At 62.4% G+C, this 23,709-nt stretch carries 18 protein-coding genes; 10 read left to right on the forward strand and 8 right to left on the reverse strand.

Features of this window, described 5'->3' with window-relative positions; genetic code table 11:
* Window positions 1–245: 245 nt before the first annotated feature.
* The 5 genes from EB230_RS13515 (at window position 246) to EB230_RS13535 (ending at window position 5,810) form a co-directional block, all read left to right on the forward strand.
* Window positions 246–1,106, forward strand: a complete 861-nt coding sequence (locus tag EB230_RS13515; protein ID WP_056570842.1) for a xanthine dehydrogenase family protein subunit M — start codon at window positions 246–248, stop codon at window positions 1,104–1,106.
* Complete coding sequence (locus EB230_RS13520; RefSeq protein ID WP_172372652.1) at window positions 1,106–1,582, forward strand: (2Fe-2S)-binding protein; 477 nt, start codon at window positions 1,106–1,108, stop codon at window positions 1,580–1,582. Before EB230_RS13515 ends, EB230_RS13520 begins: the two co-directional genes overlap by 1 nt.
* Window positions 1,583–1,584: 2 nt before the next feature.
* Window positions 1,585–3,846 (forward strand): xanthine dehydrogenase family protein molybdopterin-binding subunit, encoded by a 2,262-nt coding sequence (locus tag EB230_RS13525; RefSeq protein ID WP_172372654.1) that lies wholly within the window; start codon window positions 1,585–1,587, stop codon window positions 3,844–3,846.
* A 170-nt stretch (window positions 3,847–4,016) separates the two neighbouring features.
* Window positions 4,017–4,262 (forward strand): MoaD/ThiS family protein, encoded by a 246-nt coding sequence (locus tag EB230_RS13530; RefSeq protein WP_095200421.1) that lies wholly within the window; start codon window positions 4,017–4,019, stop codon window positions 4,260–4,262.
* Window positions 4,263–4,319: 57 nt separating this feature from the next.
* Window positions 4,320–5,810, forward strand: coding sequence for a gamma-glutamylcyclotransferase family protein (locus EB230_RS13535; RefSeq protein ID WP_172372656.1), 1,491 nt, complete (start codon window positions 4,320–4,322; stop codon window positions 5,808–5,810).
* 317 nt (window positions 5,811–6,127) lie between these two features.
* On the opposite strand, the gene EB230_RS13540 is transcribed toward EB230_RS13535, so the two are convergent.
* The gene (locus EB230_RS13540; protein WP_172372658.1) at window positions 6,128–6,760 is read right to left on the reverse strand and encodes a DeoR family transcriptional regulator; all 633 of its coding nucleotides are present in this window, start codon (window positions 6,758–6,760) and stop codon (window positions 6,128–6,130) included.
* Between the two features lie 116 nt (window positions 6,761–6,876).
* On the opposite strand from EB230_RS13540, the gene EB230_RS13545 reads away from it, so the two are divergent.
* From EB230_RS13545 to greA, 4 genes are all read left to right on the forward strand, one after another.
* Window positions 6,877–8,448 carry a recombinase family protein gene (locus EB230_RS13545; RefSeq protein ID WP_172372660.1) on the forward strand — a complete coding sequence of 524 codons (1,572 nt, stop codon included), beginning with the start codon at window positions 6,877–6,879 and terminating at the stop codon, window positions 8,446–8,448.
* Window positions 8,448–9,347, forward strand: coding sequence for a plasmid partitioning protein RepB C-terminal domain-containing protein (locus tag EB230_RS13550; RefSeq protein WP_172372662.1), 900 nt, complete (start codon window positions 8,448–8,450; stop codon window positions 9,345–9,347). Before EB230_RS13545 ends, EB230_RS13550 begins: the two co-directional genes overlap by 1 nt.
* Window positions 9,340–10,278 (forward strand): plasmid partitioning protein RepB C-terminal domain-containing protein, encoded by a 939-nt coding sequence (locus EB230_RS13555; RefSeq protein WP_246738946.1) that lies wholly within the window; start codon window positions 9,340–9,342, stop codon window positions 10,276–10,278. The genes EB230_RS13550 and EB230_RS13555 overlap by 8 nt, the downstream gene beginning before the upstream one ends.
* Before the next feature lie 658 nt (window positions 10,279–10,936).
* Complete coding sequence (greA, locus tag EB230_RS13560; protein WP_172372664.1) at window positions 10,937–11,419, forward strand: transcription elongation factor GreA; 483 nt, start codon at window positions 10,937–10,939, stop codon at window positions 11,417–11,419.
* On the opposite strand, the gene EB230_RS13565 is transcribed toward greA, so the two are convergent.
* Both EB230_RS13565 and EB230_RS13570 read right to left on the reverse strand, forming a co-directional pair.
* A complete protein-coding gene (locus EB230_RS13565; protein WP_172372666.1) occupies window positions 11,416–12,384 on the reverse strand; it encodes an ornithine cyclodeaminase family protein in 969 nt (322 codons plus the stop codon). The genes greA and EB230_RS13565 overlap by 4 nt on opposite strands.
* 84 nt (window positions 12,385–12,468) lie before the next feature.
* Window positions 12,469–14,340 (reverse strand): GGDEF domain-containing phosphodiesterase, encoded by a 1,872-nt coding sequence (locus EB230_RS13570; RefSeq protein ID WP_246738947.1) that lies wholly within the window; start codon window positions 14,338–14,340, stop codon window positions 12,469–12,471.
* A gap of 364 nt (window positions 14,341–14,704) precedes the next feature.
* Here EB230_RS13570 and EB230_RS13575 point away from each other — a divergent pair, with 364 nt between their 5' ends.
* The gene (locus tag EB230_RS13575) at window positions 14,705–15,397 is read left to right on the forward strand and encodes a class I SAM-dependent methyltransferase (protein WP_172372670.1); all 693 of its coding nucleotides are present in this window, start codon (window positions 14,705–14,707) and stop codon (window positions 15,395–15,397) included.
* A gap of 256 nt (window positions 15,398–15,653) precedes the next feature.
* On the opposite strand, the gene EB230_RS13580 is transcribed toward EB230_RS13575, so the two are convergent.
* The 5 genes from EB230_RS13580 to EB230_RS13600 form a co-directional block, all read right to left on the reverse strand.
* Complete coding sequence (locus EB230_RS13580) at window positions 15,654–15,920, reverse strand: acyl carrier protein (protein ID WP_172372672.1); 267 nt, start codon at window positions 15,918–15,920, stop codon at window positions 15,654–15,656.
* Between the two features lie 161 nt (window positions 15,921–16,081).
* A complete protein-coding gene (locus EB230_RS13585) occupies window positions 16,082–17,638 on the reverse strand; it encodes an AMP-binding protein (RefSeq protein WP_172372674.1) in 1,557 nt (518 codons plus the stop codon).
* Entirely contained in the window at window positions 17,628–19,655 is a 2,028-nt protein-coding gene (gene asnB, locus EB230_RS13590) for an asparagine synthase (glutamine-hydrolyzing) (protein ID WP_172372676.1), read from the reverse strand. The genes EB230_RS13585 and asnB overlap by 11 nt, the downstream gene beginning before the upstream one ends.
* Window positions 19,656–19,661: 6 nt before the next feature.
* Window positions 19,662–20,645 carry an NAD(+) synthase gene (gene nadE, locus EB230_RS13595; RefSeq protein ID WP_172372678.1) on the reverse strand — a complete coding sequence of 328 codons (984 nt, stop codon included), beginning with the start codon at window positions 20,643–20,645 and terminating at the stop codon, window positions 19,662–19,664.
* Window positions 20,642–23,392, reverse strand: a complete 2,751-nt coding sequence (locus EB230_RS13600) for an AMP-binding protein (RefSeq protein ID WP_172372680.1) — start codon at window positions 23,390–23,392, stop codon at window positions 20,642–20,644. The genes nadE and EB230_RS13600 overlap by 4 nt, the downstream gene beginning before the upstream one ends.
* Window positions 23,393–23,709 lie beyond the last annotated feature (317 nt).

Raw genomic sequence — 23,709 nt, forward strand, 5'->3', positions numbered from 1 at the left:
TCCTTTCATGATGCGTGTTCGATGTCCCAAGGACGAACGGGGCTTGACCGATCCGACACAGGCTCTCAGATTTTTCCAGAACCGGCGGCAATGCGGCCTTGCAGGCCTGGCCTACGGCAATTCCGGTCGATTTGGGACTCGATTTTGCAGCGGCTGGACCAATCGTCGCAAATGACGAACCGGATAGCCATTATGAGGAGAGTGTTTATAACGGTCGCTGAAATCGCCATATCCAAGGGGAGACGATGCGCTACATACGTCCGCTTTCAATCGAAGATGCCGTCGGCCAACTGGCCGGAGCGTCTGGCATATCAGCCATCCTGGCCGGAGGCAGCGACCTTCTGGTGAGGATGAAGGGGGGCTTTGTCGAGCCCGACCTGATCGTCGACATCAAGTCGATCGCGTCCTTAAGCGAAATCCGCGAGACGGCCGACGGCTTCAGCATCGGGGCGGCCGTTCCCTGCGCCGTGCTGGGCGAGAACACCGCCTTGAAGAAGGCGTGGCCCGGCGTGGTCGAGGCGGCCAAGCTGATCGGCTCCAAGCAGGTGCAGGGACGCTGCACAATCACGGGCAATCTGTGCAACGCCTCGCCGGCGGCGGACAGCGTGCCGGCGCTGGTGGCGGCGGGTGCAAGGGCAGTGGTTGCCGGGCCTTCTGGCAAGCGCACCATCCCCGTCGAGGCCGTGCCGGTCGGGCCGGGCAAGACCTCGCTCGCCAAGGGCGAGATCATCGAGGCGATCCTGCTCGACAAGCGCACGCCGCGCTCGGGCGACGCCTATCTGAGGTTCATTCCGCGCACCGAGATGGACATTGCCGTGGTCAGCGCCGGGGTGAACCTGACGCTCGACGAACACGGCGTCATCACCGCCGCGCGCGTGGCGCTGGGGGCCGCGGCACCGACCGTGCTGCTGGTCGAGGAGGCCGCCGAGGCGCTTATCGGCAGGAAGCTGGACGAGGCGGCCCTTGAGCGGCTGGCAAAAGTCTGCGCCGGCGCCTGCCGCCCCATCGACGACAAGCGCGGTACCATCGAATTCAGACGGAAAGTCGCGGGTGTGCTGGCCAAACGTGCCGCCACGACCGCCTACGCACGTGCAGGAGGCAAATGATGGCTGGCATAGCAGTCTCGACGACAATCAACGGCGACACTATCGAGTATCTCTGCCAGCCTGACGAGACGCTGCTCGACGTGCTGCGCGACCGGCTCGGCCTGACCGGCGCCAAGGAAGGCTGCGGCACCGGCGACTGCGGCGCCTGCTCGGTCATCCTCGACAACCGGCTGGTCTGCTCGTGCCTGGTGCTGGGCGCTGAAGCCGAGGGCCGGCGCATCGAGACCGTCGAAGGCATGGCGCATGGCGACCAGCTGCACACGCTGCAGCAGAAGTTCCTCGAGCATGCCGCCCTGCAATGCGGCATCTGCACGCCGGGCTTCCTGATCGCGGCCAAGGACCTTCTGGCGAAAAACCCCGACCCGAGCGAGGAGGAAATCCGCTTCGGCCTGGCCGGGAACCTCTGCCGCTGCACCGGCTATGACAAGATCGTGCGCGCCGTCCAGGACGCGGCACATGTGATGAAGGGAGCCTGAAGATGAATTTCGATCCGCGTTTTTCCGGGCGTAAATTCGCATCCGTCGGCACGCGCCCCATCCGTCCCGACGGCGTCGACAAGGTGACGGGACGCGCCCGCTACGGCGCCGACTTCAACATGGCCGGCCAGCTGGTCGGCCGCGTGCTGCGCAGCCCGCACGCACATGCGATCATCAGGAAGATCGACACGTCGAAGGCGGAAAAGCTGAACGGCGTGAAGGCGGTGATCACGGCGAAGGATCTGCCGGACCTGACCGACGGCGATGCCGCCATGTACGACATCCTCGACAATTGCATGGCGCGCACCAAGGCGCTCTATGACGGCCATGCGGTGGCCGCGGTCGCGGCGATCGACGCCCGCACGGCCAGGCAGGCGCTGAAGCTGATCGAGGTCGACTACGAGATCCTGCCGCATGTCACCGATGTCGACGAGGCGATGCAGCACCACGCCCCGCTGATCAACGACACGATCTTCACGGAAGGGCTGGAGGAAAAGCCGGTAAAACCCTCCAACGTCACCAAGCGCAGCCAGTTCGGCCATGGCGATGTCCACCAGGGTTTCGGCCACGCCGACTTCATCGTCGAGCGCTCCTTCAAGACCGAGCAGACGCACCAGGGCTATATCGAGCCGCATGCCTGCGTGGCGAGCGTCTCGTCCGACGGCACCGCCGACCTCTGGGTCTGTACGCAGGGCCATTTCGTCTACCGCCAGCATTGCGCCCAGCTGCTCGGCATGGAAGCCTCGAAGCTGCGCGTCACCTCGTCCGAGATTGGCGGCGGCTTCGGCGGCAAGACCCATGTCTGGGCCGAGCCGGTGGCGCTTGCCCTGTCACGCAAAGCCGGACGGCCGGTCAAGCTCGTCATGACCCGCGACGAGGTGTTCCGCGCCTCGGGTCCGACCAGCGCCACCTCGATCGACGTCAAGATCGGCGCCCGCAAGGACGGCACCATCACCGCGGCGGAAGCGACGCTGCGCTACTCCTGCGGCCCCTATGCCGGCGCCTGGGCCGAGATCGGCGCCATGACGGCGTTCGCCTGCTACAAGCTCGATAACGTCAAGACCGTCGGCTACGAGGTGCTGGTCAACCGGCCGAAGACCGCGGCCTATCGCGCGCCGTCGGCGCCCATGGCGGCCTTCGCGGTGGAAAGCGCCGTCGACGAGCTCGCCAAGGAGATCGGCATGGACCCGGTCGACTTCCGCATCAAGAACGCCGCGCAGGAAGGCACGCGCTCGTCCTACGGCCCGGTCTACGGACCGATCGGCATCGGCCCGACGCTGGAAGCGGTGAAGAACCATCCGCACATGAAGGCGCCGCTCAAGAAGAACCAGGGCAGGGGCATGGCCTGCGGCTTCTGGTTCAACTTCGGCGGCCAGACCTGCGTGGACCTCAACATCGGCATGGACGGCTCGGTGTCGCTCGCCGTGGGTACCGTCGATGTCGGCGGCTCGCGCGCCTCGCTGTCGCTGGTGGCGGCGGAAGAGCTCGGCATCGATTACAGCCAGCTCAAGGCTATCGTCGCGGACACGTCGAGCCTCGGCTACAACGACATGACCGACGGCAGCCGCGGCACCTTCTCGTCCTCCATGGCGACCATCTCGGCCGCCCGCAACGCGATCAAGATCCTGCGCGAGCGCGCCGCGCAGATGTGGGACATTTCCGTCGACGACGTGATCTGGGAACAGGGCCACGCGGTCGCCAAGGGCGAGAAGCACGGCAACCTCGGCAAGCTGTCGCTGAAGGAGATCGCGGCGCAGTCCGGCAAGACCGGCGGGCCGATCGCTGGCCACAGCGAGCTCGTCGCCGACGGCGCCGGCGTCTCCTTCGCCACCCATATATGCGACATCGAGGTCGACCCCGAGACGGGCTCGACCAGGGTGATCCGCTACACGGTGGTGCAGGATGCCGGCAAGGCGGTGCACCCGACCTATGTCGAGGGCCAGTACCAGGGCGGCGCGGCGCAAGGCATCGGCTGGGCGCTCAACGAGGAGTATATTTACGGCAAGGACGGAAGGCTGCAGAACGCCGGCTTCCTCGACTACCGCATCCCGGTGTGCTCCGACCTGCCGATGATCGACACGCAGATCCTGGAAATCCCCAACCCCAACCACCCCTATGGCGTGCGTGGCGTGGGCGAAACCTCGATCGTGCCGCCGCTGGCGGCGATCGCCAACGCGGTGTCGAACGCGGCCGGCGTGCGCATGACCCACATCCCGATGTCGCCGCCACGGATTCTCGCGGCGATCGAGGCGGAACGGGGCTAGGGCAGGCGAAGCTAGGGATAAGGTGTGTTGAGAGTCAGGTCAGGCCGAGCCGAAAGTGGCGGGTTTCGAGAACCGGAGCGGAGCGTACTTGAAGTGCGTGAGCACCGGAAGCGTGGGAATCTGCCATTTGCAGGCCGGCCTCACCTGAATATCAGCACACCGCAGCGCTGATGGTCGAAGTCACCCTTTGGGGCGCGCTCGGCCAGCTCGCCGGCGGCAAGAGCAAGGTCGAGGTCGAAGCCAAGGACATCAGGGAACTGTTCAGGAAACTGGCTGAACAGTATCCCGGGTTCGAGCCGTGGATCGATCGCGGCATTGCGGTCGCGATTGATGGGGTGATTTACCGGGATACGTGGAGCAAGGAGCTGCCGCCGGGGGCGGAGATTTTTTTGCTGCCGCGGTTGGCGGGGGGGTGAGGGGAACAGATACGTTTCGTTGTCAGGCTCCCCGACAAGTGTTCGCGGGGGATGATCATGTTGAAAGCTACCGAAGAGGAGATCGAGGAGGTTCGGGAATACTTTGAATGGCAGGCGCCCGACCTCGAAGTGATCTTTATGCAGAAGGTTTATTCAGAGGCCGTCCTGAATACTCGTCACGACGTGTGGGACATCCACACCAACAAGGATCGCTGGTGGGTTATAACCGGCGGCACAAACCTTTACTCTCAGGAGCAGTTCCCAAATATGGACCTTGCTCTGACCTTCCATATCGGCCTGATGCTCCGCATCCCGCGCACGGAAAAACAACAGGAAGGAGATCTGCGCATACTCCCGTTCGGTCCCGTCTTCGAGAAGATGGAAGAAGCCGGCACCGCCGTAACGCAAGCGCATAATCTCGCGGATTATCAAGCTGTAGGCGTCCGCTGCCGCGAGGCGCTTCTCGAATTGATCAGCGTCGCGCAGGACGCGGCAATATGGACAGGCATCCCGCCACAACGTGCGAACTTCCGCGCGTGGACGGAGATCATCTCCAATGATCTTCTGCCGGGCGACACTAACAAAGAGCGTCGCGGAGCACTCAAGAGTGCGCTTGAGTCGGCGTGGACGTTTTCAAACTGGCTAACGCATTCAAAGTCGGCCACCTGGATTGATGCCGAGATGGCGCAATCGTTGATCCAACACGCTATCGGCATGGCGACATCATTGATCATTCGCGAGCTGCGCGGGGTGCCTTCAGAATGCCCAAGCTGCGGTTTGCCGCATCTCGAACCTGAACATGGCGAAAATACTGAGGCACCCGGTGTACTTTGGGAGCGACCGCGCTGCGCCGACTGCGGATGGGCCGGCAGGCCGGTTCCAATCCTTGACCTTGAGGATGGACTGCCAATCATCACACGCGAAGGCGAAAAAACCGACGACTGCAGCATTATGACAGTACCGTTACGGACGATCCCGAAGCCGGGAAATCCCACGACCGAGCCGCTAAGGAACATAGAGACCGGGCCCCCAGAGCACGTCGTCTATTTTGCCTACGGGTCCAACATGTCGACTGCTCGGCTGCGCGAACGCATTCCGAGCTGCAAGCCTCTCGGTATCGCTACCTTGCCGGGCCATGCGCTCCGTTTTCACAAGCGTAGCGTAGACAAGTCCGGGAAGTGCAACGCATTGGCCACCGGCAACGAGAATAGCGTGATCGGAGTTCTGTTCAGCTTCGATCCTGCCGAACGTGTTGAGCTAGACAAGGCCGAAGGCGTTGGAAGTGGCTACGAGCACGCGACGGTAACGGTCATTAACGACAAAGGTCGCAGGCGAAAGGTCCTTACCTATCTCGCCACCCCTGACTACATCGACGATAGCCTCAAACCCTATAGCTGGTACAAGGACTTTGTCATTGCAGGTGGCAGGGAACACGGTCTGCCGCCCGAGTATATCGCCGAACATATCCAATCAGTTGAGGCGATCGAAGATCCTGACAAGACACGGGATAATAAGCAGCGGGCCACGATCGGAAGCCTCGGGCGGTGAGACTACATTGTCGGTGCTAGTTGCCACGCCAGACTGCTCGATACTTATAGTGTAAATCACCCAACGCGACGCCGGATTGAGGTTCCTGCTTAGGAGCAATCGCTATCAGCGTCGTTACTGCCGACATAGTGACGATTATCAACCTCCAATATCTTTTTCCAATTTGCCGATATGAGGCGCAAAGCGTTGGCGCGCCCTTCGTCAGCGAAGTTTTCTTTGGTCAAAAGTGCACGATATCTGTGGTCTGAATCAGACACAACGTATCTTGCAGGCTGCCTCCGACCTGGCGATGGCTCATATCTAACTAGTTCGTCAATTCATGGGACCGTACGGCGATACCTGCCCTTTCGGCGTGACCCTATATGCTCTAGCAACTGCGCTCGCTGGAGACCGCTAATATCTCGGCGAGCCGTTTTAAGGCTAACCTGCCATATCGTCATGATTTCCTTGGCGCCACATCGCCCGCCTTCTGACACGAGCGATAGAAACCAATGCTGCCGCTCATTGAGCTCAATTGGTTCAGGGTCATCTTTAGGGTCACGATTAGGGTCACGATTAGGGTCATATTTTCGGCCATCCCTCCCCATGACACTGAAGGCGCTCTCACCTGCGGAGTATGCCTCTCTTGCAGCCGAAAGGGAAAAGCGATCGACTTGCACCGACGACGGCTTTGACGCTGGAGCTTCGATCAAACCAAGTACAAAAGCACGAATTACGGGCGATGAGACGACAAGTCGTAAGAAAAACACAGTATCCGGCCCATTTTGTGCTGAAAGCCAATGCTTGACCGTCCGCTCGCTCGCGTGTGTCTGCCGCATGAGCTGCTTCACCGCCCGATGGCTGTCCCCATGTTCCTTGCGTAATAAACCAGCTACGATCTTGGCATAGGTATCGTGTCCACCGAGAACGCCCTTCCATATCGGCAATTTCCTGCCCTTTTTCGGCAACATCTTCCGCTTCCTCCGCAACTAAACTGACAGCAGTGCGGAGTGGAACGGCGACCTGCCACGCGTTGCGGCGGTTGGTCGCTCGACTACCGCAGGCAGGAGCCAGGAAAGGGCGAAGCTTGACGAACCGGGGGCTGCACAATGGTGATCAATCACCGACACCGGAACGTCTCGTTCGGGCTGCCGAATACGTCCGCACGTCTACGGATCATCGAGAATACTCGACCGAAAACCAATCCGAGGCAATTCAAAATTATGCACGAGCGCGCGGCATAGAGATCGTCCGCACCTATGCTGATGCGGGAAAAAGCGGCCTCAAGATCGAAGGGCGCGATGCTCTTCGGCAACTGATCGATGATGTGCTAGCAAGTGATACAGATTTTACCGTTGTTCTTGTCTATGACGTTAGCCGCTGGGGTCGTTTTCAGGATGCTGATGAGAGCGCCTACTACGAATACATCTGCCGGCGCGCCGGTATTTCGGTACAATATTGTGCGGAACAGTTTGAAAATGACGGCAGTCCGGGTTCCTCCCTCGTCAAGGGCGTCAAGCGCGCCATGGCCGGTGAATACATCCGCGAGCTTTCGGCAAAGGTGTTTGCCGGACAGGGGCGGCTGATCCAAAAGGGCTATCGTCAAGGAGGGCTCGCAGGTTTTGGTCTGCGAAGGACCCTGATCGACGAGCATGGTTCTATCAAAGGCGTTCTTGAACGAGGAGAACACAAGAGCATTCAGACCGACCGGGTAATTCTGACCCCGGGTCCGGTCGAAGAAGTAAATCTGGTCCGGGAGGTCTACCAGGCTTTTGTCCATCATGGACAGACCGAGAGTGAGATTGCCACCGATCTGAACGAACGGAGTGTCCCGACAGATATGGGCCGCATTTGGACCCGGGGCACCGTGCACCAACTCCTGATTAATGAAAAATATGTAGGTGACAATGTCTGGAACCGCCGCTCGTTCAAGCTAAAGAAAAAACGCGTTCATAATGACCCTGGCATATGGATACGGGCTCAGGGCGCCTTCGAGGCCATCGTCGAGCGCGAGCTTTTCGAAGCGGCAAGGACCATCATAAATGCACGCTCATTCCGCTTGAGCGACGAAGAGATGTTGCAATACCTGAGGGAACTCTATCAACAGAAGGGCGTGCTCTCCGGCATCGTCATCGACGAATGCGATGGGCTACCTTCGAGCAGCGCATACAGCTCGCGCTTCGGTAGCCTGCTTAGGGCCTATAGTCTTGTGGGGTTCCGACCGGACCGAGATTTCAGGTACGTTGAGATAAATCGTGAACTCCGCAAACGCCACCCTAGTGTTCTTCGCGAGGTTGTTGACGGATTGCGTGGTTCAGGCAGCGATGTCTGGCAAGATGTGCAAGCCGACAGGTTGGTCGTAAACGGTGAATTCAGCCTGTCCGTGGTGATTGCTCGCTGCATCCAGACCCCGACTGGGCTTCTACGCTGGAACGTCCGTTTCGACACTTCACTCCTCCCGGACGTTACGATAGTCGTTCGCATGGACAGCACCAATCTCGCGCCCTTCGACTACTATCTGTTCCCGCGAATCGACCTGTTGTCCGAAAAGCTGCGTCTTTCGGAAGACAATGCCTTTAGCCTCGACGCCTATCGCTTCGACGGCATCGACATTCTCTACGATATCGCCATGCCTATCGTCGTTCGGAGGGTTGCCTGATGCGCGCTGGTCGGCCAAGCCGGATCGAGATGATCCCAATATCGAGGATCGCCGTTTTGAACCCTCGCGCTCGCAACAAGCGCCAGCATCGCGAGATCGTGAACAATATCGAAGCCATCGGGTTGAAGCGCCCGATCACGGTGAGTCGCCATGAAGGGTTGAACGGACCCAGATACGATCTAGTTTGCGGTGAAGGTCGGCTGGAGGCTTTCCAGATGCTCGGCCAAGCCGAAATCCCGGCCGTGGTGATAGAGGCCAGCGAAAGCGAGTGCCTTGTTATGAGCCTTGTTGAGAATATCGCTCGGCGCACAATCCGACCGATCGACCTCATGCGTGAAATAGGTGCGTTGCGCGAGCGCGGATATACCGAGGACGCCATCGGAATGAAAATCGGGGTGGGTTCGTCCTGGGTCAGCATGATCATTACGTTGCTTGAACGAGGCGAGGAAAGGCTAGTGGCCGCAGTGGAAACCGGCCTCATCCCGATCACGTTGGCAATGGAAATATCCCGCGCTGAAACGGAGGAGGCGCAAAACCTGCTCCTGGACGCTTATGAAGCCGGCAAGCTGCGCGGCAAGAAGCTGGCTGCTGTTCGGCGCATGCTGGACATGCGACTTCGTAGTCAGGGCAAGGGGATGCCGGCAGGTCGACTGGGCAGGAAAGGCAATAGCCGCCGAATGACCGCCAACGACCTCATACAGGTCTATCAGCGCGAGGCGGAGAAGCAGCGCCTGCTGGTTAAGAAGTCGGATTTCACGCAGACTCGCCTCCTGTTCATCGTCGAAGCCTTAAAGGATCTCATAGCGGACGAAGGCTTCCTCAACCTGCTGCGAGCCGAGGGACTTGGAACGATGCCTCGGGCTCTCGCCACACGAATCTCCGGAGGAATAGGTGACTGACACACCCCAAGATCGAGGTGAGAGAGACGGCCGTATCCATTTGGCCTTCGACCATAACGTATTGACCATCTCAGTTGCATGGATCGTTCCATTGAAGACACTGCCCGATGGCGCTCGGGAGAGTCGAAAATTCGCGCAGGTCCTGAGCTCGATAAAGGCTATCGGCTTGGTTGAGGCACCCGTCGTCGTTCCTGATACACAGATTGCTGGAAGGTATTTCCTGCTGGACGGCCATCTTCGGCTGGAGGCGCTCAAGGAACTAGGTATCACAGAGGTCGAATGCCTGCTTGCAACCGAAGACGACACATACACCTACAACAAGCGTGTCAATCGGCTGGCACCGATTCAGGAGCATCGAATGATCGTTCGAGCCATGGAGCGCGGCGTGTCTTCGTCTGATATTGCTGATGCCTTGGGGCTCCAAGTCGAATCCATCATACGACGGTTCCGCCTGCTTGAGGGGATTAGCGCCGAAGCCGCAGAGATGCTGAAAGATACACCCTGTTCGATGAAGGTATTCGATATTCTTCGTCAGATGTCGGCCGTTCGACAGATCGAGGCTGCCGACCTGATGATCGGCCAAAACAACTTCACAGTCATGTTCGCTCGCGCCCTACGCGCCGCCACGCCTGACAGCCAGCTCGTTGCGACCAAGAAGACCAAGGGGATAGTTCCTACGCCTTCAGGCCAGCATATTGCCCGAATGGAACGGGAACTGGCTGCATTGCAGACTCAGGTAAAATCTGTCGAAGAAACCTACGGAATCGACAACCTGCATTTAACTGTGGCACGCGGATATATCACCAAGCTCCTAACCAATAGCCATGTCGCACGTTGGCTGGAAGTCCACCACCTGGAATATCTTCACGAGTTTCGCAAGATTGCGGAGATCGACTCGCTCAAACCAAATTCAGATGCGACAGGCGGTTAGTATGAGCTCTATTTACCTCTAAATCCGAGAGCTTCATTGATCTATGAAGTTTCAGGACCATAGGATTCCCAAGGTCACATGCTAAACACCATCGAAGGTGTCGCACTGTCGGAAGCAGAGAACGGTTGAGTGGCTAAGCCTAATGTCCGAACGTTGCGTGGGCTGTGCGTTCGAGATAGGATGCCGATATGGTTAACTCGACGGCCGATGTACGGCGCTGAGCAGCCATCCAAGATCGGTCTGCGTAGGTTCAGCTGCTCCCCCCACCTCACAGCAAAAACGTCTGCCACTCGCTTAACGTCGCCGTGATCGCCGCAATTCCACTTCGATCTCGCGCTTGCCCGCAACCATTGTATCGCCCGCCGCGCCTTCCAGCATCGAGCGCAGCAACTCCGCCTGGCCGACCAGCGCGGCATCCTGCTCCGCCAGTGGGGCCAGCGTGTCTGCTTCCAGGCGCTAGCACTGGGCCATGCGGTCGTTTTCCGGCTGGTGGCGGATCAGGCCTTCGAGGGCGCCCACCTCGCGGCCCAGCCGCTCTTGCGCTAGGCGTCGCGACCATTCCCCCTTCCGCTAAAGCCAGCCGTCGAATTGTTGGAGCTTTATTCTTGCCCATGGGTTATTCCATTACCGACACCATTCGACACGGAGTTGCGACCCATTGAGCGTAGCCTTTGCCAAGGAGGAAAGTGCGGCGGCGGCATCGGAGACCATCCTGCCGGCTCGGCCTGTCTCCGATCGGATCAACCTCGTCACCGAGGCGGGTCTCAGAGTGTTGCACGATGAATTGGCTCGTGCCCGGCAGGCGCTGGAGGCGGCCAGCGTGCTGGAGGATGTCAACGAGAGGCGGAGGCAGTCGGCGGTTCCGGTTCGGGATGTCACCTATTATGCCGAACGCGTCCGCACGGCTCAACTCATGCCGGTGCCGACGTCCAATGACGTGATCGCCTTCGGGCACACCGTCACCTTCGCGCGTGATGATGGCCGCACCCAGACCTTCCGCATCGTCGGCGAGGATGAGGCCAACCCGTCGCAAGCTTCGATATCGCATGGTTCGCCGGTTGCGATCGCGCTGATTGGCAAGAGCGTTGGCGATGTTGTCCAGCTGGGGCCGAGCGAACTCGAGATCCTGTCTATTTCCTAGCCAACCACCCCCGCAGCCTGCGCACGCACATACGCCAGCGCCGCCACCGCCAGGTCGCCCACGGCCATGCCCCGGAACACGAACGCCGTGGCCTCGTCCTTGTTCTCCCGTCCGGCAAAATCGCCGCAGACGAGGCCCGTCAGGTCGCCGGCGACCAGTGCTGCGTCGACCATGGGTTTGGGCATCTGCTTCTCCTGCTCCAGGTCGTCGACGACGATGCGGTCGAAGCGGCGCATCGTTGCGGGCAGCCAGGGCAGGGCCAGGTCGGTGATGGCGGTGAAGCTGCCCGGTTTCAGCCAGTTGGCGTCAAGGAACGGTTTGGGCTCGGGCACCAGGGTCACCGTCGTCACCACCATGTCGGCGCCTTCCACCGCTTCCCTTGCGGTGTCGCAGGGGATTGCTTCCAGGCCGCGCGAGCGCGCCATTTCGCAGAGCGCGTCGCGATTGCTTTTGCCGCGACCGAAGGCGCGGATTTCGCGCAGGGGAAAGAGGTCGGCGAAGGCTTCCAAATGGCCGCGCGCTTGCACCCCGCAGCCGATGAAGGCGACGGATGATGAATCGTGCCTTGCCATGCGCCTGGCGGCGACGGCGCTGAGGCCCGCCGTGCGCTTGGCCGTCACCCAATTGCCGTCGACAAGGGCCAGCGGCAGGCCGGTCTCGGCGTCGAGCAGCGTGATCAGCGAATTGATCGTGGCCAGTCCGCGCGCGGCGTTGCGGGGGTTCACCACCAGCGACTTGGTGGCCAGCACCGGCGGAACGGAGGCGACGCCGAGCGTGGCCATGAAGTAGCGGTCGTCGCCCGGCCACACGGCGGCCTTGGGCGCGCACCAGACTTCGCCGCGCCTCTGGCCTGATATCTGGCGTTCGATCTCGTCGACTATGTCGGGCGTGGAGATCGCCAGGCGATCGAGAACCGCCGACGACAGATAGGGCAGCGTTTCGGCGGCGGGGGACTGGTTGTTCATCTTGTCATGTTCCCAAGGAGATCGTCAGACTACACGATGCGCGCGGGGCCGAAAGCCTCGCGCCGCGAGCGGCGTGACGGCGGGTCAGGCCGCGCTGCCGCTCTGGCGCCTTGCGGCGGGGTCGAAGAGCGCTTCCGCCGCGAGCGTGCGGCTCGGATGGGCCGCCTCGTAGGCGAGCGCCTCGGGCGCGGGCAGCGCCGGCGAGAAGAGAAAGCCTTGCGCGACCATGCAGTCGAGCGAGCGCAGGATCAGGCGGTCGGCGTCCGTCTCCACCCCCTCGGCCATCACCTCTATGCCCAGCGCGCGGCCGAGATCGATGACCGTCCTGACCAGCGCCTGGTCCTCCACCGACTTGGCCAGGTCGCGCACGAAATGCTTGTCGATCTTGATCTTGCGGATGCGGCTGTCCTTCAGCGCGACCAGGGTCGAAAAGCCGGTGCCGAAATCGTCGAGCACGATCGATATGCCGGCGTCGGCGAGGCGGCCGATCTTCTCGTCGACCCGCTCGCGGTCGACCGGCGCTTCCTCGGTGATCTCGATCTCCAGCATCGCCGCGGGCAGGTGCCTCACCTTCAGCATGTCCAGGATCATGTCGTCGACATTGCCCGCCTCGAGCTCGCGCGGCGACAGGTTCATCGCGACCCGGACATCGCCGCAGCCGCTGCCGGCCAGCGCCTCGATCATGGCGCAGCAATTGCGGAACACCGTTTCCGTCAGCAGCGGCAGCAGGCCGGTCTCGCGCGCGGCGGTGACGATCTCGGGCGGCGAGATCGCCCCATGGAGCGGGTGCCGCCAGCGCAGCAGCGCCTCGAAGCCGACCACCGCGCTGGTGTCCAGGCGCACCAGCGGCTGGAACCATGAGCACAGCGCGGCGGCCTCGATGGCGCCGCGCAGGTCGCGCTCGATGCAGTGCTTGCGCTCCAGCGCCTGGTCGAGCCCGGCATCGAAGACGCAGTATTCGTTCCTGCCCTTGCGCTTGGCCGCATAGAGCGCGAAATCGGCCCGCAGCAGCATTTCCGTCAAGCGTGGATTGTCCGAAACATAGATGCCGACCGAGGCGCCGACGCGCACCGAGTTCAACGCCGGATCCGGTTGCGCGATCGCCGCGATGAGCGCGCCGGCCAGCGCGCCGGCCGGACGCGCGGATCTCGCGGCGGAAAACAGCAGCACGAACTCGTCGCCGCCGATGCGCGCGATCGTGGCGCCTTGCGGCGCATGGTCTTCGATCCTGCGCGCGACCTTGACCAGCAAGTCGTCGCCGATGTTGTGGCCATAGGTGTCGTTGACGGATTTGAAGCCGTCGAGGTCGACCAGCATGGTCACGAACGGGCCGTCGGAAGGCCCGAGCTGGCGGATCGCCTGCTCGAGCCCGTACCGGTTGAGCAAATTCGTCAGCGGATCGCGCCTGGAATTGCGGTCCATCTCGGCGGCGAATTCCCGCGCCTCGTATTTGAGGCGGCTCGTCTCGCGGAAGCCGGCCTGCCCGATCAGCGCGCTCCTGACCATGCCGCCGAGGAACAGCACGATGGTGAAAGCCAGGACGTAATTCTCGATGCCGCCCCTGGCCAGCACGCATCCGGCGGCGGTCAGAAGCGGCAGCGTCATGAAATTGATCGCCGCCGGCGCATAGGAGGCCGAGTAGGTGACGGAGCCGGCCGACAGGCCCGCGAGCACGATCAGATAGAGCGGCGCCTGTGCGGTGGTGTATCCGTCCGCCAGCACGGCCAGGAAAGCCCAGGCAATGCCGGATGCCAGCGCCAATGCGCCGTAAAGGGAAAGCCGGGCGCTGACCGGCCTCGCGCCGCTCCCGGAAATGTCGGGCTGGGCGGCGGCAAGCGCCAGGCGGGCGCTGTTGATGATGCTGACCGCGGCGAACCACAGCACCGCGCCAACACCGCCATGCGAAAGCATCTGCACGGCCAGGATCAGCGCTGACAGCACCGTGGCGATCGGCATGGAAATGAAGATCCCTTTCCGCAGATCAGCGAACTGATCGCGGAGGATCCCGGTTGCCACGGCTTCGCTATGCCCCTGGCGGGAGGGGCCAGCAAACAAGCGCTCGAAATGCCCTGCCATGGCACGGTGATTAGGGCAGTGGAATGAAAATCCTGTTAAGGATTTCAGCGGTTTACGGCGTATCTCTCAAATAGGGGCGGTCGGCGGGCCGTGGCGGAGGACCGCGGGAAGCCTCCGTGATTCCGGGTCAAGCGTGCCCCGGTTTCGAGGCAAAGGCCGGAGAAATTCATGGCTTCGAAGCAGGTTTGACTGGCGCGCGGATGGCGAACACCTATACTGGGAACATCAGCCGCGTGGGGTCGCCATGAGCAAGGAGTTCAGTGTCGCCGACGCCTATGGCACGGGCCGCGCCATCTTCATGGGACTTGAACTGCTCGTCGCGCCCGGTGCGCTGGTGCCGCGGCCGGAGACGGAGCTGCTCGGCACGACGGCTCTTGGTGTGTTGCACCAGATGAACCTGCCAACGCCGCGCATCGTCGACATGTGCTGCGGCGCCGGCAACCTCGCCTGTGCCATCGCCCACCGCGTGCCCGCCGCACGCGTCTGGGCGAGCGACCTCACCGATGGATGCGTCGAGGCGACACGACGCAACGCCGCCCATCACGGCCTGGCCGACCGCGTCTCGGTGCACCAGGGCGATCTGTTCGGCGCCCTCGCGGGCCAGGGACTTGAAGGGACGATCGACGTGATCGTCTGCAATCCGCCCTACATTTCGGAAAAGCGGCTCGAGGGCGACCGCGCGCATCTGGTCGAGCTCGAACCGCGTGAAGCCTTCGCGGCCGGCCCTTACGGCCTCAGCATCCATATGCGGGTGGTGAAGGACGCGCCGCGATATTTGCGGCCCGGCGGCGTCCTGCTCTTCGAAGTCGGCCTTGGCCAGGACCGGCAGGTGATGGCCCTGCTGGAGCGCAGCAAGGCATACGAGAACATCCGCGCCGTCTCCAACGAAGCGGGCGAGGGCCGGGTGGTCCTGGGTCAAGCCAGGGCGCAGGCATGAGCGTGCGGAACGCCTGAGCAATTCCAGGAAAAGTGTGAGCGGTTTTCCGTCCGGAATTGCGTGAAAACAAAAGCAATTCCAGGAAAAGTGTGAAGCGGTTTTCCGTCCGGAATTGCGTGAAAACAAAAGCAATTCCAGGAAAAGTGTGAAGCGGTTTTCCGTCCGGAATTGCGTGAAAACAAAGACATGGAGCGCTTCGCGTTGAAACGGATTCATGCGATGCGCTTCAAGTCCTTGTTTTCATGCATGCCGGCAATCAGTTCATCTTGCGCAGGATGTATTGCTCGATGCCCTGAATGGAATCGAGGTTTTCAGGCAAGAGCTCGCTGTCCTCGACGATGATGCCGAAGGTCTCCTCGATGAAGCCGATAATCTCGAGCACGCCCGTCGAGTCGACGATGCCCTGATCGAGCAGGGACGTGTCGTTCACCAATGCCTTCGCGTCGCTCACGTAGAAATTCGAAATCAGGAAACTGCGAATTTGCTCGCTGTAGATTCCGGTGCGTTCCTTGGTAGTCAACATGAATTCGCCCTCCGTTGCGGCCTCATAAATCTAGCGACTTCGTCCCCCAAAGCGCATCGCGCTGAAACGGATTCATGCGACGCTCCTTCCAGGTCCTTGTTTTCACGCATGTCGTTCTCCCAGGACCGGGGTCACTTTCGAGCGACATGAAACAACCCGCCTCATGACAGGGCCGTCTTCTTCAGTTTGCCGGTGTCCGTCATCGGCAGGCTGGCCACGACGACGATGGACTTCGGCACCATGAAGTTTTCCAGCCGTTTCTGGCACTCCATCTGCAACTGCTTTTCGCCGATGGTTCGTCCATTCTCCATCACGACAAACGCCTTCACCGCCTGGCCGAGGAGTTCGTCCGGAACACCGATGACCGCCGCTTCCCGCACCCCTGGAATATTCATGAGCACGTTCTCGACCTCCTTCGGCGCCACCTTCTCGCCGCGCGATTTGATGATCTCGTCGCCACGGCCGACGAAGTAGAGGTAACCCTCGGCGTCCATCCGGCAGTAGTCGCCCGTGTACAGGACCTGCTCGCCCGGCAGCGGGCCGGGCTTGAGCTTCCTGGCCGTCGCCTCGGGCTTGCCCCAATAGCCCTTCATCACCGTCGCGCCGCGGATGACGAGCTGGCCGACGACGCCGGGGCCGACCCGCCTGTCATGTTCGTCGACGATCCACATTTCCGTGTTCGGGATCGCGATCCCGACGCTCAACGGCTTTCGCTCGAGGTCCTCTGGCGGCAGATAGGTGCAACGCTTGCATTCGGTGAGGCCGTACATCGAATAGATGCGTGCACTCGAAAACAGCTCGCGAAGCATGAGAATATGCTTGAGCGGCAAGGCGGCCGCGGTGTTGGTGACGTAGCGAATGCGTGAGAAATCCTGGTCCTTGAGCGACTTGAGCTCGGAGAGCGCCGCAAAGATGGTCGGCACGCCGGGAAAGCCGGTAACTCCCTCTTGCCTGATCAGTTCAAGGACCCGCGCCGGGAAGGCGAAGGAACGTTCGAGCACCAGCCGGGCGCCGGTGCGGAACGCCATGATCATCTGGTACAGGCCATAGTCGAAAGCCAGGGGCAGGACGTTGAGGATCACCTCGTCCTCGCCAAGCTCGAGATACGAGGCGATGGACGTGCAGGCGGTCATCATATTCCTGTGCGTCAGCATCACGCCCTTGGGTTCGCCGGTCGAGCCGGACGTGTAGATGATAGCGGCGAGATCGACATCGATGCAGCGCCGCGCCGGCGGTGCGCCGCCGGCGATGGCGACCGCGGTGTCCCAGCGCACGGCATGCGGCAATCGGGAGAGCTCGACGTCGTCGATCGTCCCGGAAACGATCATGCGCAGAAGCGAGGGACAGCCGCGCGCCGGCTCGCGGAAGACCGCCTGCAGATGCCCGTCCGTGATCAGCGCCGTCGGCTTGCAGTCGTTGAGCAGGTAATCGAGCTTGTCGCTCTTGGTGAGCGGGTTGACGATGCACACCACCGCGTTCGCCTTGAGCACCGCCCAGAAGCTCACCACCGTCTCGACGGTGTTGTCGGCGAAGATCATCACGCGGTCGCCGCGCACGACCCCCGACGCGGCCAGATCCCGGGCGATCGCATTGGCGCGGGTTTCAAGCTCGCCATAGGTGACACGTTGCTTGTTGCACACCAGCGCAACCTTGCCGCCGAGCCGGCCGGCGGAGTGGGCGAGGTAGTCATGCAGCAGGGGTACGGCATCATGCAACATGCAAGCGTTCTTCCCGATGTTCGCGGTTGACGTCGACGCTGAGCGCATAGTCGCGAGTGGCACTGGGGCAGTTCGCGACAAACTGCCGATGAAGGAGTTGGGTCGACAGCACGCCGACCAGCGCCATGTTGTCGGCATTGGACAGATCGCCGTCGCCGGTCCTGGCCTGGCACTTGCCGAGCAGGCGCGTGACCGCCTTCGGATCGAAGATATTGGCCTCGCGCAACGCCGTCTCCGAAAGCGCCTCGCGAACGTATTCCGGTGCGTCGTCGGCGACGAAGCAAAGCGCGTTGGGCGCGCGGAACGGCTGCTTCTTGCGGGTGACGATCTCGGAGGGCACGATCGGTTCCGCCACGCGTTTGAGCACGTGCTTCTCGTCGAGGACGCGCAGCTTGTAGGCAGCCGGAAGCGAATTCGCGAGCCTCACGAGTTCATCGTCCAGGAAGGGGAAACGCCCCTCGACAGAGTGGGCCATCAGCATCCTGTCGCCTTGCGAGGAGAGCAGATAGCCCGACATCAGCGTCTGGACCTCGAGATACTGGTCCTGCGCAAGCGGGCTCCAGCGCGGGAACTCCGCGGGCAGGCGGGCGAGCAACTCGGACACGGCGTCGCGGCACTCGGTCTCGGCGCGCATGTCGGCGGAAAACAAGCGCTTGATGGCGCTGGTGGTGTGCCAGCGTGTGTCATGGGCAAAGCCGGGCGCGTCATGGGCTTGGATGTTGCGTCCGAAGAACTGGCGCGCCATCGCCTGCTGTTGCACAGGCGAGCGGGTGAGGTAGGGGTAAAGGCGTTCCAGGAGCCGCGAGCGTCGTGTCGATGCCGGCTGGCGGCCCCAGAACCGGCGGACCTTGCCTTCGCGGAACAGGTCGTAGCCGGCGAACATCTCGTCAGCCCCTTCGCCGGTCAGCACGACCTTGATGCCACGCTCGCGCACCAGCCGCGAGAGCAGGAACAGCGGCGCCGGGGCGGTCCGCAGGATCGGGCGCTCGGTGTGGTGGATCACCTCCGGAAAGATCGCGGCGATATCGCCGCGCGAAACCACCACCTCATGGTGCTCGCTGCCGGTTGCCTCGGCAACCAGGCGCTGGAAGCGGGTCTCGTCATATTCGGCGTCGGCGAAACGCAGCGAGAAGGTCTGGAAGCGTTCGCCGGCGAAGCGCCTTCCCAGCGCGGCCACGAGCGAGCTGTCCAGTCCACCGGAGAGGTAGCACCCGACGGGCACGTCGGCGCGTACCATCCTGAGCGCCGTCGCGGCCTCGAGGGCGCCACGCACGCGGTCCACCGCCTCATCGCACGACCCGGTGAACTCGCCCTGCCGCGCTCCGGAAATCTCGGGGTAGGAAGGTCGCCAAAAGGCCCGCTCGCGAACGGTGCCATCCTGGTAGGTGCGGACATGCCCCGGCTCGAGTTCATTGATCCCCTTGAATACCCCTTGCGGCGGAACGACCGTCCAGAGCGTGAAAGTCTGATCGATGCCGGCCGGATCAAAGGCACGAGATATGGTTTGATCGGCCGCGAAAATGGCCTTCACCTCGCTGGCGAAATAAAGCCGGCCCGCGTGCTCGCAGAAATGCAGCGGGCAAATGCCGAACCGGTCGCGCGACAATACGAGACGCCCCGCCATCGAGTCCCAGATTGCGATTGCCCATTGGCCGTTCATCCGCTCGAAGGCTGCTTCGCCCCACGCACGGTAGGCATGGAGCGCGACCTCGGTGTCGCTGCGGGTCCGGAAGCGGTGGCCGAGCGCGATCAGCTTTTCCCGCAACTCGACGTAGTTGAAGATCTCGCCGTTGAACACGATCCAGGTCGTATCGCCGGTGTCGGCGAGCGGCTGCTGGCCGCTGGAAAGATCGACGACGGAAAGCCGCGCATGCGCCAGTCCCGCGCGTCTGTCCCGGTAAAGGCCGTGCTCGTCGGGGCCGCGATGCGCCAGCGCGCCCACCATCCGCATCAGCGCCTCACGCGAAGGAGAAGCCGCCGCGGCGTTCAGCGCCACTATTCCAGCGATGCCGCACATCCCCGGTCAATCCTCGTCAATTCCGGCGGACAGCAAGGGCCGCGCGTGAAGATAGTGGGCGGCCCGCCGCTTCGCGTCGATGTCCTTGAAGACTTTCTGAAGCTGGGGCTCGGTGAGGCCCGCCGCCGCCGCGACCTCATCGGCGGCGATGCCGTGGTTCAGGCCATAGAGGCATAGATCCATCAGATGATAGGGCAGCGCGAAATAGAATTCCTCCTGGCTTTGCGCCATGGAGAAGGTGTCGGTGGTGGGCGCTCGCCGCTGGATTTCCTCGTCCACCCCGAGATATTCCGCGAGTTGATAAACCTGGGTCTTGTAAAGGTGGACGATCGGCATCACGTCGGCGGTCCCGTCACCCTGCTTGACGAAAAAGCCCTGGTCGTACTCAAGGCGGTTTGGTGTCCCGGCAACCGCGTATTTGAGGCGGTCGGCGTGGTAGTATTCCGTCATCTTGCGCAGGCGCTGCTTGTAGTTGGTCGCGGCGACGATCTGCAGGTAGGCGGCAGGCGACAGGCGCACCGTGTCGACCTTGCCCTCTGGATCCTGGACCGTGAGCCGGGTGATGTTGAGGCCGTTGCTCTCCAGAACCGATGCGAGCACCAGCTTGCATTTCCAGCCCTCCCCATAGTCGGGAACGACGGTCTGGATCGCCTCGATCTGCCGGCGGTAGGCGCCGGTGGCCTCGAGTGCCGGTGCTATGTCTTCCACGACGCTTTCAATGCCAAGCTGTGCCGCGACCCGGCGGCCAAGTCTGAGCGAATCGCCGGAGGAATCCCGCTCCGGCATGAACAGCCCCAGGACCCTGTCCTTGCCGAACGCGCGCGTGCACAAGGTGGCGACGACGGAGCTGTCGATACCGCCGGACAGGCCGACAACCACGCCGCGACGATGGAGCGTGCCGAGGACCTGGGTGCGCAAGGTTTCAACGATGCGATCGACCTCCGCGGGAGCATCGAGCAGCAGCGTGTCCTTGCCGAAGTGCGAGATCACGTCGATGAGAAATCCTCCCTTTTGCGAGACTCGGCCGGGGAGTAGGTCTGCACAACGGCCCTCTCGATGAGGGGACGGTTGGTGGCAAGATGGGGCTCCACGACAAGGTCGATGTGGTTGCCGCTGATCGGAACCACGTCCAGCCGGGCCAAGGCGCTATCCCAGCCCAAGGCCTGGGGCATTCCTTCCCGGCGGCATCGAAACAAGGTGCCGCCGATCGGCAGGGCCGGTTTCGGTGCGTCCAGCCACTGGAAGAAAGACCGCGCCCGCAAGACCTCCTGCAGTTCCAGTTTGGTTCTGAAGCTCGTCGGGTTGAATTCTCCCTTGGCAGAGCGGTCGAGGAACCTGGCGAGATACGCCTCGCAGCCAACTGCAACGGTGATTTTCGCAAGGGCCCGGCAAGCCATCCGGTGGGCGGATATGCGATTTGTCCGAATGCGATGGAATGTGCGGGTCAGCGTCGCCCAGGGGTCGCTCGGTTCGTTCAGAAGGCTCGTGTCGAGGATGCCCAGAAACCTGACCGGTCGACCGGCGGCCAGCAGCCGTGCGGCAACCTCGAACGCAACCGCGCCGCCAAGCGAATGGCCGAGAAGTCGCACGGGGCCGGCAGGCTGGGCGCGGCCTATCTGTTCGATTGCGGCGGCGGCCATGGCGGAGAGAGAGTTATGCCCGTCCAATATCGCGGCGAGGCCAGGGTACCTGATGGGGTTGACCCTGGCGACCTTGCCCATGGCGGCCGCGAAGGCGGCCAGGCTCGGACCATAGCCGACGGATCCCGGAAACAGGAAAAGAACCGGGGGGTGTTGCTTCTTCTCGCGCCGGTCGCCTGCCTGTGCGGATGCGACCGCCTCAACCATCTCGTTGAAGCTCATTCCGACGGTGAAGGCCTCAAGGCCCAGTTCCTGGCCGATGGCGTTCTCGATCGCCATGACGCAATGCAGCAGCTGCAGCGAATCTCCTCCCGCATCGTCCCAGTTTCCCGCCGCAACGCTCGTGTTGAGAACCTGCATCCAGGCGTGCTGCACGATTTGCCTGGTGTTCAGTTCACTTCCGGCGGGCGGCGGCCGGGCAGCGGGCGGTTGAGCGGCTGGCGCCGTCTTTCTGTCCGAACGATCCATTTGGCTGAGGCTTGCCAAATCGACCTTCCCGCCCGGCAGGCGCGGGATGGCGGCGATGGTGTGCAACCGCGAGGGGCGCAGTGGCGCCGGCAACGTCGTTCTGACGAGTTGGCGAAGCTCCTCCGCGAAAGCAGCCCCGGCCGGGTGCCTGGGAACCGCGAACGCGATGAGTTCTTTCTCCGGCGTCACGATTGCCACCGCATCCGCGACCGACGGCGCGCCCCGCAGGACCCGCTCGAGCTCGGCGGGTTCGACGCGCCGGCCATTGATCTTGATCTGGCGCCCCTTGCGGCCGACGACCCAAAGCAACCCATCATCGTCCAGCCGAACGAGGTCGCCCGTCGCAAAAATCCGAACACCGGGATCGTCCGGGTCCGGTCGTGCGGGAACGACGACACCGTTCTCCCAGTAACCAAGCAGAACATAGGGGCTCCTGATCAGAAGCTCCCCGCTCTCTCCTGTCCCGACACTGCGCTCCGCTTCGTCGACAATGGCGAATGCCATCCCGGGAAGCAGCCTGCCAACAGGGACCGACGTGTCCTGCTCCGGCCAGTCCGCCGGCAAGAACCATTGCGAACCGGTGGTCTCGGTCGACGAGTAGCCGATCTGGATCAGGCACTGGTCCGAAACGGCCTTGCGCAGCAACGCGATATCGGTCCACGACACCTTCTCCCCGCCGATCCGGGCCACTCTGAGTGAGTGGAAAGCGTCGGCGGGGGCCTCGGTCAGGAGCGCCCGAAGCAGCGCCGGCACAAGATAGGCGACCGTTACGCCTTCGGCTTGCACGCGGGCGCGCACCGCGCGCAGGCCGACCGCCTCCACCTCGACAAGATGCAACGCGGCGCCCGTCAGCAGCGCGGCAAGAATCTCCCGGCAACCGGCAATCGTGGCTGGCCCGGTCAGCGGCAGGAAGACGTCATCCGCGTTTACATGGCACGCGTCGACATATTGCAGGACCCGCCAGAGCAGGCTGCGTTGGCTGTTGACGATCCCCTTGGGACGTCCGGTGCTACCCGAGGTGTAAAGCACCATTGCGGGCGCATCGACGGAAACGAGCGGCGGTTGTTGTGATGCCCGTTGAGCGTCCGGCGCGACGCCGGCGGCAATGTCGACCCACAGCACGTGCCGCGCCAGATCGATGGGACGGCCATTTCCGGCGCCTATGATGGCGCCGAGCCGCGCGGCATTCACGATCTCGATGATCCGGGAGCCCGGGTCCCTGATGTTGAGCGGGACCGAAGGCCGTCCGGCCGCCATGCTCGCCAGCATTGCCACCGGGTACCAGACCGAGTTGGCCTGAAGGATTCCGACCGCCTGTCCCTCGGGGACGACGGCGGCGAGACGGCGTGACAGTGTCTCGACAGCCCGCAAAAGCTCGGAGTAAGTCAGGCGGTCGGCGCCGTCGCTGATCGCGAGCTTGTCCGGATATTGCCTTGCGACGTCTGCAAGGTGATCGAAGATGGGAATGTCCGCAAAATCGGCGCCCATCCGCTGATAGGGGCGCCAGACAGGCCCACCCTCGTCGAGAGCATATTCGGGCACGGTTGACCATCCGCGGAGTGTCGTTGTTCGACACTCCGCCTGTAGATCCTGATCCACCGCTTCCGATTGCAAATACGCTGGAGACATTCAGAGCCCCACCAAGCTGAATGTCGACCATCGCTCGCCACCGGAATCTTTTCATCAATCATTCGGATGATGTCTCGATCTTGACCGGGCAGCTTTTTCCCGGTCCATCCTCGCCGGAACTAATCTAATTCCCGTCCGGAAAACGGCCGGGTCCGCCTCAATTTCCCCGGCCGCGAGACGCTTGCCCAGGGCCAATGCCGCGTGTCTCCGGCGGTGGGAACCTCTGAGCCTTCCCAAGAGTCCACGGGGCTGAAGGGTCATTCAAATGAATGTTGGTGGGGGGTGTAATCCGGCTAAGCTTTGGGTCGCAGGTGGGT

The organism is Mesorhizobium sp. NZP2234, assembly GCF_013170765.1.
GTDB classification, from domain to species: Bacteria; Pseudomonadota; Alphaproteobacteria; order Rhizobiales; family Rhizobiaceae; genus Mesorhizobium; species Mesorhizobium loti_D.

Coding starts and splice junctions, on each gene's coding strand:
- EB230_RS13515 (WP_056570842.1), top strand. CDS start 246: ATGCGCTACATACGTCCGCTTTCAATCGAAGATGCCGTCGGCCAACTG.
- EB230_RS13520 (WP_172372652.1), top strand. CDS start 1,106: ATGGCTGGCATAGCAGTCTCGACGACAATCAACGGCGACACTATCGAG.
- EB230_RS13525 (WP_172372654.1), top strand. CDS start 1,585: ATGAATTTCGATCCGCGTTTTTCCGGGCGTAAATTCGCATCCGTCGGC.
- EB230_RS13530 (WP_095200421.1), top strand. CDS start 4,017: ATGGTCGAAGTCACCCTTTGGGGCGCGCTCGGCCAGCTCGCCGGCGGC.
- EB230_RS13535 (WP_172372656.1), top strand. CDS start 4,320: ATGTTGAAAGCTACCGAAGAGGAGATCGAGGAGGTTCGGGAATACTTT.
- EB230_RS13540 (WP_172372658.1), bottom strand. CDS start 6,760: ATGTTGCCGAAAAAGGGCAGGAAATTGCCGATATGGAAGGGCGTTCTC.
- EB230_RS13550 (WP_172372662.1), top strand. CDS start 8,448: ATGCGCGCTGGTCGGCCAAGCCGGATCGAGATGATCCCAATATCGAGG.
- EB230_RS13565 (WP_172372666.1), bottom strand. CDS start 12,384: ATGAACAACCAGTCCCCCGCCGCCGAAACGCTGCCCTATCTGTCGTCG.
- EB230_RS13570 (WP_246738947.1), bottom strand. CDS start 14,340: ATGCCGATCGCCACGGTGCTGTCAGCGCTGATCCTGGCCGTGCAGATG.
- EB230_RS13575 (WP_172372670.1), top strand. CDS start 14,705: ATGAGCAAGGAGTTCAGTGTCGCCGACGCCTATGGCACGGGCCGCGCC.
- EB230_RS13580 (WP_172372672.1), bottom strand. CDS start 15,920: ATGTTGACTACCAAGGAACGCACCGGAATCTACAGCGAGCAAATTCGC.
- EB230_RS13585 (WP_172372674.1), bottom strand. CDS start 17,638: ATGTTGCATGATGCCGTACCCCTGCTGCATGACTACCTCGCCCACTCC.
- asnB (WP_172372676.1), bottom strand. CDS start 19,655: ATGTGCGGCATCGCTGGAATAGTGGCGCTGAACGCCGCGGCGGCTTCT.
- EB230_RS13600 (WP_172372680.1), bottom strand. CDS start 23,392: ATGTCTCCAGCGTATTTGCAATCGGAAGCGGTGGATCAGGATCTACAG.